Origin of the sequence: Pseudorhizobium tarimense, assembly GCF_022968135.1 — a bacterium.
Lineage (GTDB): Bacteria > Pseudomonadota > Alphaproteobacteria > Rhizobiales > Rhizobiaceae > Neorhizobium > Neorhizobium tarimense.
The window spans coordinates 1-11,859 of record NZ_JALJRA010000036.1 but is presented as its reverse complement, the minus strand read 5'-3'; the positions used below and the strand labels follow the sequence as shown (position 1 = coordinate 11,859).

General features: G+C 58.2%; 14 protein-coding genes. 5 read left to right on the top strand and 9 right to left on the bottom strand.

Annotation, left to right across the window (positions count from 1 at the left end; translation table 11 throughout):
• Window positions 1–50: 50 nt before the first annotated feature.
• Window positions 51–179, top strand: coding sequence for an integrase core domain-containing protein (locus tag MUU54_RS23925; RefSeq protein ID WP_312038867.1), 129 nt, complete (start codon window positions 51–53; stop codon window positions 177–179).
• A gap of 264 nt (window positions 180–443) precedes the next feature.
• Here the strand turns inward: MUU54_RS23925 and MUU54_RS23920 are convergent, their stop codons facing one another.
• The 6 genes from MUU54_RS23920 to MUU54_RS23895 all read right to left on the bottom strand — a co-directional run bounded on the left by MUU54_RS23920 (window position 444) and on the right by MUU54_RS23895 (window position 5,576).
• Window positions 444–1,394: an MBL fold metallo-hydrolase gene (locus tag MUU54_RS23920; protein ID WP_247246446.1), complete on the bottom strand. Its 951-nt coding sequence runs from the start codon at window positions 1,392–1,394 to the stop codon at window positions 444–446.
• Between the two features lie 200 nt (window positions 1,395–1,594).
• A complete protein-coding gene (locus MUU54_RS23915) occupies window positions 1,595–2,497 on the bottom strand; it encodes a LysR family transcriptional regulator (RefSeq protein ID WP_247246445.1) in 903 nt (300 codons plus the stop codon).
• 24 nt (window positions 2,498–2,521) lie between these two features.
• Complete coding sequence (locus MUU54_RS23910) at window positions 2,522–2,740, bottom strand: hypothetical protein (RefSeq protein ID WP_247246444.1); 219 nt, start codon at window positions 2,738–2,740, stop codon at window positions 2,522–2,524.
• 11 nt (window positions 2,741–2,751) lie between these two features.
• Window positions 2,752–3,765, bottom strand: coding sequence for a nucleotidyl transferase AbiEii/AbiGii toxin family protein (locus MUU54_RS23905; protein ID WP_247246443.1), 1,014 nt, complete (start codon window positions 3,763–3,765; stop codon window positions 2,752–2,754).
• On the bottom strand, window positions 3,758–4,351 hold the full coding sequence (locus MUU54_RS23900; protein ID WP_247246442.1) for a DUF6088 family protein: 594 nt from the start codon (window positions 4,349–4,351) through the stop codon (window positions 3,758–3,760). Before MUU54_RS23900 ends, MUU54_RS23905 begins: the two co-directional genes overlap by 8 nt.
• Before the next feature lie 334 nt (window positions 4,352–4,685).
• Window positions 4,686–5,576: an SDR family oxidoreductase gene (locus tag MUU54_RS23895; RefSeq protein ID WP_247246441.1), complete on the bottom strand. Its 891-nt coding sequence runs from the start codon at window positions 5,574–5,576 to the stop codon at window positions 4,686–4,688.
• Between the two features lie 91 nt (window positions 5,577–5,667).
• Between MUU54_RS23895 and MUU54_RS23890 the strand changes: the two genes are divergently transcribed.
• Window positions 5,668–6,501: a helix-turn-helix transcriptional regulator gene (locus MUU54_RS23890; protein ID WP_247246440.1), complete on the top strand. Its 834-nt coding sequence runs from the start codon at window positions 5,668–5,670 to the stop codon at window positions 6,499–6,501.
• 35 nt (window positions 6,502–6,536) lie between these two features.
• Here the strand turns inward: MUU54_RS23890 and MUU54_RS23885 are convergent, their stop codons facing one another.
• Window positions 6,537–6,986 carry a hypothetical protein gene (locus MUU54_RS23885; RefSeq protein WP_247246439.1) on the bottom strand — a complete coding sequence of 150 codons (450 nt, stop codon included), beginning with the start codon at window positions 6,984–6,986 and terminating at the stop codon, window positions 6,537–6,539.
• Between the two features lie 88 nt (window positions 6,987–7,074).
• Here MUU54_RS23885 and MUU54_RS23880 point away from each other — a divergent pair, with 88 nt between their 5' ends.
• Window positions 7,075–7,551 carry a MarR family winged helix-turn-helix transcriptional regulator gene (locus MUU54_RS23880; protein ID WP_247246438.1) on the top strand — a complete coding sequence of 159 codons (477 nt, stop codon included), beginning with the start codon at window positions 7,075–7,077 and terminating at the stop codon, window positions 7,549–7,551.
• 185 nt (window positions 7,552–7,736) lie between these two features.
• Window positions 7,737–8,108 carry an antibiotic biosynthesis monooxygenase family protein gene (locus tag MUU54_RS23875; protein ID WP_247246437.1) on the top strand — a complete coding sequence of 124 codons (372 nt, stop codon included), beginning with the start codon at window positions 7,737–7,739 and terminating at the stop codon, window positions 8,106–8,108.
• A 119-nt stretch (window positions 8,109–8,227) separates the two neighbouring features.
• Here MUU54_RS23875 and MUU54_RS23870 read toward each other — a convergent pair whose 3' ends face one another.
• Together MUU54_RS23870 and MUU54_RS23865 are read right to left on the bottom strand one after the other, a co-directional pair.
• Window positions 8,228–9,367 carry an AAA family ATPase gene (locus tag MUU54_RS23870; protein WP_247246447.1) on the bottom strand — a complete coding sequence of 380 codons (1,140 nt, stop codon included), beginning with the start codon at window positions 9,365–9,367 and terminating at the stop codon, window positions 8,228–8,230.
• A gap of 458 nt (window positions 9,368–9,825) precedes the next feature.
• Window positions 9,826–10,539, bottom strand: coding sequence for a glutathione S-transferase family protein (locus MUU54_RS23865; RefSeq protein WP_247246436.1), 714 nt, complete (start codon window positions 10,537–10,539; stop codon window positions 9,826–9,828).
• 112 nt (window positions 10,540–10,651) lie between these two features.
• Here MUU54_RS23865 and MUU54_RS23860 point away from each other — a divergent pair, with 112 nt between their 5' ends.
• Window positions 10,652–11,299: a TetR/AcrR family transcriptional regulator gene (locus MUU54_RS23860; RefSeq protein WP_247246435.1), complete on the top strand. Its 648-nt coding sequence runs from the start codon at window positions 10,652–10,654 to the stop codon at window positions 11,297–11,299.
• Window positions 11,300–11,859: the final 560 nt, after the last annotated feature.

The following is an 11,859-nucleotide window of genomic DNA, read 5'->3' as shown; positions in this document are numbered from 1 at the left end:
TTCCGCTTCATCTGTCCGTCCTTCAAATCGAGGCCGGACTCTAACTCCAGGTGGAGGAAAAAATCAGTAGCAGGTCACGGCTCATCGACGGATGGATCGAGGACTACAACGAGATCCATCCCCACTCCGCGCTCAAGATGGCTTCCCCACGGCAGTTCATCAGGGCTAAATCAAACTAGCCGACATGTCCGGCGAAACGGGGTGCACTCCAGCGGCATCCTGGCTTGCCGGGGCGATGGTCAATAGCCGGTTAGGGCCGACTCCGGACTAACCAGGCAGGGTCGTTGGTTCGATTCCCATCAAGAGCGAGACGGCCGACATTTAGGATCAGGTGTGCGGGCCGCCATTTCTAAGCGGCACGCCTAATCTGTTTCAGAAGTTCAAATGCTCCGGTAGCAGAGTTGAAGCAGCTCAGCTCTACCAGTTGCTGCGGTGGGACGCTTTCACCTGATTATGCCGCCTTCACCATCGGAGTAATTCACCGGCATCCAGTCAAAATGTTCGCCGTCCCTGAGGACATTGCCGATCCCCGGAAAGGCGATGTGCGCGCCGGCGACGAGATGGCCTTCCGCGATGGCTTTGGCGAAGGCTTGACGACGGGATCGCACCGCCCCGGAACGGTCCACGTCGAATTCGATGGTCACCTCAGGTTGTTCGAACTGAACAACATCGCCATGGGTGATGTCGCCCCAGAACACCAGTTTCTTGCCGCCGCTTTCAACCACGATCGAGCTGTGGCCCGGAGTGTGGCCAGGGCGTAGGATCGATTGGAAACCCGAAATCACCTCATCATCATCCTGGAACACTTCCACTCGACCCCGCTCTAAATAAGGCCGAAGGCACTCCTCTGCCTCCTTGAACAGTTGTGGGTTTAGGCCGTCCGGTCGCGCCTCGGCCGGGGTCTTCAACCAGAATTCGAACTCACGCGCTGGAACGTGCAGAGTCGCATTCTCAAAGACAAGCGTCCTATCCCGAACCAGACCACCGGAATGGTCCGTGTGGACATGGGTCAAAATGACATGATCGATCTGAGAGGCCTTGTAGCCGGACGCTTCCAGGTTGGCGAATAGGTGCCCGGCCTCCGCGCCCAAGTAGCTCCCACTGCCAGCATCGATCAGAACGAGACGCTGACCATCATTGACGACGAAGGCGTTGACCGATGTGTCAGTCGGGATGTCACGGTAAGCTGTGCGCAGCAGTTGAGCCGCTTGCTCTGCGGTCACGTCACGATACATTTCCGGAAGAGGGAGCGGCAGTGTGCCATCCGAAAGTGCCGTGATTTCCAGATCGCCAAGAGCCATCCTATAGAAACCGGGCGACTGAAAGTGCTGCTTGGGGGCCGCCGCGAAAGTGAGGGAAGGGGCGCCCGAAATGGCCGCGACCGTGGCCAGCATCGAAGCCCCCTTGAGGACGTTTCGTCGTGTAACGCTGTTCATGATAAATCCTTCATCCATTGTCACCGAGCAGCGTCATTTCGATGCGCGCGGCGATCACGGGATGAAAGTAAGTGGCGGGCATTCTGGCGATTAGGCGCCAAACCTTGATCCTGCTGTCAGCGATTTGATTACAATGAGCAATCGCGCTGATATGCTGCTCAGGTCAGCCGCAGCACGTTTTCGAGGTTCTCACTCAGATAGTCGATGAAGGATTTCACCTTGAGAGGCTGCACGCGCCCACCGGCCCTGACGGCATAGAATGTAGCACTGGGTCCGGACCATTCAGGGAGAATGCGGACGACGTCGCCCGCCTCCACTGCGTCGTGGACGAGGTGGTGATTGGTGAGCTGAATGCCCTGTCCCCGGATCAAGAATTCTAACAAAGTCTCTGGATCTGTTGCGACAACCGCCGGGTTGATCGGGAAATCAATCACCTGGCTCTGCCTTGTCAGGGGCCATGAGTGCTGCGGCCTACCATAGAACAATTGCGTCACGAGAGAGGCATGATCTTTCAGCTGCGACGGGTTGTCTGGCACTCCGCGCTGTTGAAGGTACTGCTTCGACGCATAGAGGCCCGTCGGGATGTCAGCCAAGCGACGGGCGGCAAGGTTGGAGTCAGGCATAGGACCGTTCCACAGTCGGCAGGCGACGTCGATATCCTCATGCACGATGTTCTTAACGTCATGGTCGAGAAGCAGCTGCAGCTTCACGTCCGGATAGGCTTCCCGAAACCCGACCATAAGCGGGGCGAGGGCCTTGGTGACCAGCCAATGCGGCGCCGTCACCCTCAGCCAGCCAGAGGGTTTGCCGTGCACCTGTTCGACTGCACTCTCCGCGTCTCCGATAAGGCGCCCGAGATCGCGACAGCGCTCGAAGTAGATCGATCCCGCCTCCGTCAAACGTATGTTGCGAGTGGTTCGGTGAAGCAGCTTTACACCCAGCCTCTGCTCCAGATCCTGCACTTTCTTGCTGATGCGCGCCTTGGATGTTCTGAAACTCTCTGCTGCAGCGGTAAAACTTCCCCGCTCAACGACTTCAACAAAGGCAAGCGTGTCGCTCATGTCTCGAAGCATCAGCGGGGTCCCTCAGGCGGCTTGGATCGGCGGAAACAACTCAGCGCCTGCCATGGCTAGGTAGGCGAGACACATGCGTCTCATCTCATTACGAATGGCGTTCTGATCCGCAGGTGGCAGGTTGCGTTCGAAGACATTCCTGACCGTTCCGAAGATGACGGAAAGAAGCGTGAGGTTTACAAGACCGATATCGTCGTAGCGAGAATTGGGGGCGCTCAGCAGCATCGCCATGGTCGCTTTTCTCAGCCGCTGGCATTGGCCTTGTCTTGAATTTTTGCGCATCGTGCGAGGAGTTCGTCGAAGGTCTCGGCCTCATCGAGAAGAAGACCGTCTTCCAGCATCCGGGCGTAATCCTGTTCGAGAGCCGCACTCCCTTCGCCGGAGGGTGTCAGCTGCAGTCCACCGCCCACGGCCGCTTCATAGTCGATCGGCGTTCTGTCAGCCGCTTTCTCGGCGAAAAACATCGACTTGTGCTGCGCCACCGTCTTGGCCAGGTCGCGATCGGCGATTGCGCTGTCGGCGATGCCGATATCGTCAAGACGAACGATATCGTGCCAGTGGCGTGAAAAGCGCTCTCCGCGGAGCCGTTCCTGTAGGCAGAAAACGTGGATTGCCGTCGCCTTTTCCCAGAATGTGCGTTCGGCATGCATGACCCGCGGTTTCGCAGTGGGAAATTCGATGCCATCCACAAGGCCCGCAGCGTCGCAGGAAATGTCGCGAACGCTTGCAGGTTCCCCCGTCGATCGGGCCCCGAACTCCAGCATGACGCTCGGTGCGACGTAGCCGGATCCCCCGGCAACTGCTTCATAGTCGATGAAGAGCTTGTCGGCTTCGACATGGACGGTGGCCGGAAGCGACCGGGCGCTGAGCGCATCGACAATGAGCGGGCTCACGGTTCCCGATACCCACCCCGGCAAGCGCTTGCGGACCTCGCTCGACCAGCGCTTTTCCTCGCTTCTGGTTTCCGGCAACGCCTGCTTGTTCTCGCCCACCAGATCATGAGCGAGTTCGCGGATATCGTAGGTCAGGTCGACATCTTCCGAAAATCTGCGGATGGCGTTGTAGGCTTTCGAGAGTGACGTGCCGCCTTTGAAGACGAGGTGGTCACCGAGCGCCGTTCCATAAAGGGTTTGAAGCGCCCAGACGACCCAGGCGTCCTTTTCCAGAAGATGGATCGGCCGCCCGGTCTTCTCCGCGGCGATCGCAAGAACATCTCTCCGATCATCCCGAGACAGCTGCAAAAACTGTTCAGCCATAAGCGGCCTTTCCTACACTGCGGGCAAGCCAGCTGGGAAACTGAGGGGCGGCGGCAACGAGTTCGCCGAACGCCTCGGCGGAAAGCTTCCGCTTGATGCTCGGAAGTGCTTCTTCGGCCTTTTCCGGACCAAGCCAGGCCAGCGCGCGGACAGCCAGGCCGGCAGGCTTGTTCGCCAGGGCGAGCTGCCAGCGCGGCACGTGCTTCAACTCGACCGTCTGGCTACCGACAGTCATGGTTCGGCTGCGGCCGGATGTGAGATATATTGACCGGATCGGCACCTGAGTGGACAGCCCCAACGCGTTTGCAGCGGCAGCACCATTCGAAACGATCACTTCGCCACGCTGGTGCGCAACGGCTTCGACGGCCTGCTCGACCGTCGGTGGCCGGCTTCCAAAACGGCTCTTGATTGCCTTGAGATAGATCCCCCGACCGGCTCGAACGAGCTCGCCGCGCTCATACAGACGCGACAAAGCTTGGTCTACCGCCGCTCGGTTTCCCAAATGCAGAAAGGCCTTCGCGGATAGCGCCGTTCCCTCGGGCAGCTGTTCAGCATAGGCCATGATCTGTGCTGTCAGTCGTTGCATGGCAATTCTCCTGTCAGAAAATATATGCAGTTTTCTGACAATTTGCAATGCAAGACCCCTCAGCCGCATGCGTTAGAAGAAAGTATCAGTATATCGGTCGGTTGGGACTTTACGGTGGCGGGTCGTAGGTTCAGCTCCTTTCAAGAGCGGTATAACTGCCCACGCCTTCCAGGCAGCTATTGATGCGCAATCATCTGATGATTAGCGAGCCCATCAAACGCAAGAAGAGGAAGCTGCTGCCTTCCTACTCGCGCCAACCGGGGCTGTTTATGGAGCGATGAAGATAGCTATCGCTCCATAAGCGGGGGCAACCACCTTAGCTAGCGGGTGCGGATCAAAAGTAGTTCCCGTCCATGATGTCCGTCAGGAGATCAGGCCCTGTGGGGCTCCAGCCGAGATGAGCTCTTGTCCAATTGCTGGAGGTAGGCTGATCGATTGACGCAAAGGCGAAGAACCAGCCGAAGTGGTCGCGAGCCTCCTCTGCCGTCAAGGAAACGCATGGGACGCCGAGCCCTATCGCAATCGCCTCCGCGATCCTCCGGAACGAGACGCCTCGCTCGGCCACCGCGTGGTACGTCTCACTGCTTGGTCCGAGCTCGACAGCTAAACGAAAGGCGCGTGCTGCATCGGCTACGTGCACAGCCGACCAGGCGTTTTCACCATCGCCGATGTAGGCAGATAGGTTCTTCTGCCTAGCGATGTCGATCAGCATGGGGACAAAGCCATGGTCGCCCGCGCCGTGTACGGACGGAGGCAGACGCATGATGTTTGTCGGGATGCCGCGACCGGAGAGAGCCGTTGCGGTTGCTTCAGATGCTCGCGGGTAGTCGTCTGACGGTAAAAAGGCAAGGTCGGCCTCGGCCGCGACGGGACCTGACGCGTCGAGGAATGCGGCACCCGCCGTTACGATCAGCGGCTTCGTTGTGCCTTCAACCGCTCCGCCAAGCACTTCGATGGCAGCTCGATCTATCGCACATGCTTCTGCGAAGCGTGAGAAGTCATGAACGAAGGCTGCGTGAATGATTGCATCCGAAGCCTGCGCACCCTTGCGGAGCGTGTCGGGTGACTCCAGATCACCCTGGAGAGTTTCCGCCCCCATTTGCCTGACTTTCCTCGCGCTGGAGTCGGACCGGGAGAGCCCCAGGACATTGTGCCCGTGCGCAAGGAGCTCCCTCGTAATGGCTGCGCCAACAAATCCCGTCGCACCCGTGACAAACACCTTCATTCTCAATCTCCTTCTTGTCAGGACGGATATGATGTAGAAAGTGCCATCCGGCTAAAATTAGTGACTTTATCCTGGTATAAGGACTAACAAGTTGAAGACGGCTATCGGGCCAAGCAACCTGGGAACCTTCCTCAAGGATCGTCGGCAGCGACTTGACGCTGCCGCACTTGGCTTCGGAGGTCGCCGGCGCACCCCCGGCCTTCGGCGGGAGGAGGTGGCTCAACGGGCTCACATCAGCACGACATGGTATACGTGGCTCGAACAGGGACGCGGTGGCGCCCCGTCGCCGCATGTACTTGACCGCCTGGCCAAGGCGCTCCTGCTAACGGAAGCGGAGCGGGAGCATTTATTTCTCGTCGGGATTGGCCATGCACCAAAAATTCGTCCGCCCACGCGTGAAGGTATTTCAGGTCGGCTACAACGGCTCCTCGACGCGATGCCCATGATCCCCGCCACGGTCGCGACGTCGACATGGGACATCATCGGCTGGAACCGCGCAGCACAACTCGTTCTGACAGACTACGCACTGCTACCCTCTGGCGAGCGTAACATATTGCGGCGCATGTTTGTTGATCCGGCCACGCGTGAGGCACAGAGTGATTGGGAGGCGGTTGCCCGTTTTCTGGTCGCGACATTCCGCGCTGAATCCATGCGGGCAGGCGAGGGCGAACGCGCAACTGAACTTATCGCAGAACTTTCCGGCAAGAGCACCGACTTCGTCCGCATATGGTCGGATAATGACCTTCAAAACGCTGGGGAAGGCGCAAAGACGATCTGCCATTCAATGGTGGGAAAAATCACCGTCGAATTCTCTACCTTCGCGATCGCCGGTCGACCCGACCTGAAGCTGATGATCTACAATCCGGCAGATGCTGCAGACATCGAGAAGATACGACGTCTGCATGATTCAGCCAGGTCGTCTTAGCGCTCCACTTGTGACGGCACCTGGGAAGGGCACGTCTACCGATCACCAGCAGAAAGCCTACCTCGTCTCATCTTCAGGCCATCCCGCATATTCAACGCAATAAGCGTGATGTTCACAGCGCCTGCGATTAATTCCAGGCCCTGGACACCATAGAAGACGCTATCGAACTCCACTTGGCCAGCCTTGTATGAAAGGAAGAGCGCGGCCGGGATCAGGATTAGAAAGCCATTCGCCGCGATGAAGGGCATGCGCTTGGCTTTGACACCGACGAGGCCTGCTCGTCGCCCCTTCGCGAGTGCAAAGCCGGATCCGCCTGCCGCAGCCAATGCCGGAATGAGGAGGAAAAATCCCCATGGAATAGTTGTCTTGACCGCGATGACGACCGCCTCGGTGGCGAGCAGTTCTGAAAGCACTGTCGACGTCCAAAAGGTGATGATCGTCAGGAGTGCGGTCGCGCCAGCGACCGGGTGAAGGCTCTTCGTCACGGTGCTCCGCTCCCAAGTGACATCATGATGACAATATACATGTTGTTAGACCGTTGACAACATAATGTCAATATGACCATCCTGTCTGATGACGATGAAGACCAGAACTGCGGGCGCCGAGGCCCTGACTGACCTGATCCTGGCGCTGTTTCGGGTAAACAACCTAACTTTGGTTTGGGGAGACAGGCTGGTTGCCCCTTTCGGTTTGACCAGCGCCAGATGGCAGGTACTTGGCGCCATTGCTCAGGCGGAAAGGCCACAGCCTGTATCGTGGCTAGCGCGTGATCTAGGAGCGAACCGGCAGAATGTGCAGCGGATTGTAAACGACCTGCACAAAGAAGGGCTGGTGGGCTTTGAGCAAAATCCCCACCACCGGCGGGCGAAGCTCGTCGTGCTTACGGTGGAGGGACAGCAGGCGTACGAGGCGGCTGTTGAAGCCTACTATCCGAAAGCGGATGCCTTGGCCGATGGTTTGCCAGAAGGGGACATCAGAGCCGCCCACCGGGTGATGGTTGAGCTGCGACAAAGGCTTGAGGCGGAAAATGAAAGTGAACAGCAAATCTGAGGCTTGCACCCAGTGAGCCCAACAGCTTCCTCCGATGCATTGATGGCAGTCCCTGAACTTTCAGGGAGAAGCTGCCGGGTACACTGGTTTATCTGGGTGCAGACGGTCCGGCCTAGTGCGCCCGGTCCTGCTTGGCGGGCACCAGCATCTCTAATCTGAGACTCGAAGCAAGAAGGAGCTTAGCAATGCCAAAGTTCGTAGAGATGGATCCGACCGTTACACTTGCCGATCAGATGGCTGACGAGGCCGGTGGGCCTGTGGTCTTGATAAACACATTTATTGTTCCGCCAGAGGATGCCGACAAGCTGCTTGAAGCCTGGGCTAATGACGCCGCCCTGATGAAGCGCCAGCCAGGATTCATTTCTACGCAGCTTCACAGGGGAATTGCTGGTAGTGGGGTTTTTCTGAACTACGCGTTGTGGCAGTCGGTCGCTCATTTCAGCGCTGCTTTCAGCAATCCGGAGTTCCAGGCCCAACTCGGAGCCTATCCCGAGAGCACAACGGCCAGCCCTCATCTGTTCCGTAAGGTTGAGGTGGAGGGGATATGTGCTGCGTAATGGACACTGTAGCACCGCCTTGCGGTCCGCCTCGACTAGAAGCTCACGGCTCGATTCCGTGCATGCCCCAAAGCTGCGGCGGGCATCATTGAGAGGCTAAGACAAGGTGACGTAGCCGCCTACAGGTCGTCATCATCGGCAATCTCGCCTGAGAGGCCCATCCCCTCGATCCAGGTCGCACTGTCTCTACGGATCACACGCTTCGCTCGTATGCCGGTTCGTCGCTCGACCTCGGCAGTAAGCTGTTGTGCGTGGGTGACGATCCAGATCTGGCTCGTGCGTGAGGCTGCTTCGATCATCCCCGCCAGCGGAGGCAGCATGTCCGGATGCAGGCTGGTTTCGGGCTCGTTCAGCGCGATCAACGGCGGCTGACGGTAAGACATCAATGCCGCAGCCAACCCGAGGAAGCGAATCTGTCCATCCGAAAGTTCGCGCGGCTGGAAAATCCGTTGCGGGAAATTGGGGAACGTGAGCCCGAAGGAAGCATATTCGCCGGGTTCCGGAACGTGCAGCGTAGCGCCATCAAAGGCTGCAGCGATTGCACGATCGAGATCGACTGTATCTGCGCGGGTGTGGGCCATGGTCGCGAAGACGGCCGCAATATTCGCCCCGTCTTCATCCAGCATCGGAGATGTTACCGCCAAACAGGGCAGCCTAAGGGGCGAATCGCGGTCGGTCCGGAATCCGTGGAAAAACCGCCAGCCCTCCGTCACGCGCCGAAAAGCACCGATCTCTGGATAGCGCCCGGCATCGCTGAGCAGGGCAATTGCCGTTTCAGATGTCATGGCTTGCTCGGGGTACTCCTCCATTCTCCCCTGCTCACCACGCACCATGATGCCCGGCCCCTGACGTTTCATCATCGTTACCGGCCGTGTCCCCGTCGTAATCGAAAACTCCTCCTCCTTCACTTGCGGCTCAAACTCAAAGCCGGCAGCAGCCTTGGGGGGTCGAAGGCCGGCTTCGACGCGGTAGCGAAAGGTCACTGCGCGATCCTCATCAAGCACTTCCACTTCAAGCTTAATGCGAAAGTTCTTGTCAGGTCGTCGGGGTCCAGACCACAGCGCAGACGCCATCCCACCTTCAGCGGCGATTTCGTGGGCCAGAGACCCGCGCACCGCCGCCTGGACCAATTGCAGGGCCCGGTAGAGATTGGATTTGCCGACGCCGTTTTCACCGATAAAGAGGTTTACCCCTGCAAGATCCATTCGAATGGCCCGTAGTGATCGGTAGTTTTGTGCAGACATCATTCGGAGCAGCATGCCCATCCTCCAAGACTGGCGGTGATTTGGCGTCGTGAAGTGCGCCTTCCTTCATCTGGACTGACTGCTGCCGATCAACGCCGCCCTTTCTGTGGCGAACCACGCCGACCGAATATCGCAGCCAATGAAGAAAGATCGACTGGCGCCTTAACTCGCAGTCAGTGCCCCCCAACGGGTCCGGCGGGAAGGGAGGGGCAGGAGATCACCGTACATGAGAATACCGTTCCTTCGCGCGAGACACCTCATCTACCAATTTGCTGCTTCAAAAAGCGCCCTGATGCATGCTGCTTTTCAACAAACCTATAATTCTCGGCAGGGGACTATATTCAGGAGATCGCGGCTCCCGAAGGATGCACTGATTCTCTTGAGGAATGGCCGGAAGGCACCCGCGACCTCGCGCATTGTTGGCGCGTGCCTCAGAGCCTTGCTGGCGTATTTTCCGCAGGTTCCGCTTTCGCCTACGTGCGGCTATACGCGCCGCGCCCGAGCAGCCGATCGACTTTGACGGGGTCCGCTTTTTCCGGTGGAGTAAAAACGGTTGCCAATCTTGCCTTTGCTTCGTCCGCACGTGCAACTGCTGGCCTTTCTGCAATGCGCGACACCCATGCCGTCAGATGCGGATAATCAGCTTCGATCTGATCCCCTAGAAAGAGCTTCAGCGGGCGGACCCATGGAAAGTTGGCGATGTCCACAATGCTGTAGTTTGGCCCACCAATCCACTCGCTACGCTGAACCCGACGCTCAAGTACATCCAGGAAGCGGTGAACCTGCGATTTGTATCGCGCAAGCGCATAGTCGTTACCGGGCGGTGCAAAACGCGCGAAGTGGATAAGTTGGCCCGTCATCGGTCCGACAGTGCTCATCTGCATCATGAGCCATTGGATGGCTTCACTGCGGGCGACGGGCTCTTTCGAGAGCAGCAACCCAGTCTTATCAGCCAGATATAAGAGTATCGCCCCGGACTCGAACACCGTGTGCGGGCGTCCGTCTGGTCCCTCACTATCTACAATCACGGGTATCTTCGAGTTCGGGTTGAGCTCGGTCAGAGCTGGCTCGAACTGCTGGCCAGCGAGGATATCGACGGGCTTCACCTCGTAGGGCAGCTGAAGCTCCTCCAGCGCGATAAAGATCTTGGACGAATTTGCGGTATCCGCCGCGTAGAGAGTGATCATTGCCGCTCCTGATTAAAATAGTGAACGATACATATATTCATCGTGCCGTTTGCAAAGCATGTCAACCGAGATATGTAGGGACTGCTACAGAACGCATGCGAATAGGTGACAGATGGCAAATCGGGGACGACCGCGCCGCTTCGACAGGGAGAAGGCCCTCCGCCTGGCCACGCGGCTCTTCTGGGAGCGCGGATACGAGGGCGTCTCACTGTCTGACCTGACCGAAGCCATGGGTATCCGGCCCCCGAGTCTCTATGCCGCTTTCGGCTCCAAAGAGGCCTTGTTTCGGGAGGCCGTGAAACTCTACTCAGCGACTGAGGGCGCTGATGAGGGGTTCGCCGAAGCAGGAACCGCCAAGGAGGCCGTGGAGGCGATGCTACATGGAATGGCGAGGCGCATGGTGCGTGCCGGCCAGCCGGCTGGATGCTTCGTAGTCTTGGGCGCTCTCAACTACGCTCCCCAGAACGATAGCGTGGCGAGATTCCTGAGCGACTGTCGAAAGCGATCCTCGTTAGTCTTGCGCGAGCGCCTGCTTCGTGGCCAGGTAGAGGGTGACGTTAGTCGCCATGCGGACGTCGGCGCGCTGACCGACTACTATACGTCGGTCGGGCACGGGTTGTCTTTGCTCGCACGAGACGGTGCAAACGAACGACAGCTTATGAGCGTGGTTAGTTGCGCGATGGCTTCATGGGACGCCTTAGCCTCGCCAACCAGCTTGCAGCCCAATTTGGTCTTATTGGAAGAGCAGACGTCGGCTTGACATCTGGCTCGGAATGTCCGTTGTCACGTTATCGACATCGGTCGTTCGGACGTGTGTGGGTCGATGAGAGCTGCCTCTTGCTTTCTCAAGCTCACGCGACCGCGTCAGTGCGTTGAAACACGTTGTCTTTAATAGCGGCGGGTCTAGATGTCGGACTTCCGGAGTCGGCCCTAAGCATGCGTCTCGGGCGGTCCCACAAGAGGCAAGCTCCTAGTACAATCCCGGTGCAACCGAGATGAAGGGAGAAAACGATGTTCTATGCTGCTTTGGACGTGTCACTGCGCTCAGTGGCAATCTGCATTATCGACGAGGCCGGGAAAGTCAGGCTCTAGCGCTCAGTCCCATCGGACGTGCCTGACATCGTACGCTGCTTCAATGAGTTCGGCCAACCTATCCATCAAGTGGGGCTCGAAGCTGGTACGCTCATACAACACCTTGTCGCGTGGCACTCAACCGTAAGAATGCGGACGTTTGGATCTCGTTGAGACCGGTAATTTCTCTGGGGTCGGACACGGGTTGTTAGGTCAGTGCGGCCCATCAGTATCGCTTTGTTCGGAGAG

Excerpts from the sequence above, each read along its gene's own strand:
- MUU54_RS23860 (WP_247246435.1), top strand. The coding sequence starts at position 10,652 with ATGGCAAATCGGGGACGACCGCGCCGCTTCGACAGGGAGAAGGCCCTC.
- MUU54_RS23865 (WP_247246436.1), bottom strand. The coding sequence starts at position 10,539 with ATGATCACTCTCTACGCGGCGGATACCGCAAATTCGTCCAAGATCTTT.
- MUU54_RS23910 (WP_247246444.1), bottom strand. The coding sequence starts at position 2,740 with ATGGCGATGCTGCTGAGCGCCCCCAATTCTCGCTACGACGATATCGGT.
- MUU54_RS23915 (WP_247246445.1), bottom strand. The coding sequence starts at position 2,497 with ATGAGCGACACGCTTGCCTTTGTTGAAGTCGTTGAGCGGGGAAGTTTT.
- MUU54_RS23895 (WP_247246441.1), bottom strand. The coding sequence starts at position 5,576 with ATGAAGGTGTTTGTCACGGGTGCGACGGGATTTGTTGGCGCAGCCATT.
- MUU54_RS23900 (WP_247246442.1), bottom strand. The coding sequence starts at position 4,351 with ATGCAACGACTGACAGCACAGATCATGGCCTATGCTGAACAGCTGCCC.
- MUU54_RS23875 (WP_247246437.1), top strand. The coding sequence starts at position 7,737 with ATGCCAAAGTTCGTAGAGATGGATCCGACCGTTACACTTGCCGATCAG.
- MUU54_RS23905 (WP_247246443.1), bottom strand. The coding sequence starts at position 3,765 with ATGGCTGAACAGTTTTTGCAGCTGTCTCGGGATGATCGGAGAGATGTT.
- MUU54_RS23880 (WP_247246438.1), top strand. The coding sequence starts at position 7,075 with ATGACGATGAAGACCAGAACTGCGGGCGCCGAGGCCCTGACTGACCTG.
- MUU54_RS23920 (WP_247246446.1), bottom strand. The coding sequence starts at position 1,394 with ATGCTGGCCACGGTCGCGGCCATTTCGGGCGCCCCTTCCCTCACTTTC.
- MUU54_RS23870 (WP_247246447.1), bottom strand. The coding sequence starts at position 9,367 with ATGCTGCTCCGAATGATGTCTGCACAAAACTACCGATCACTACGGGCC.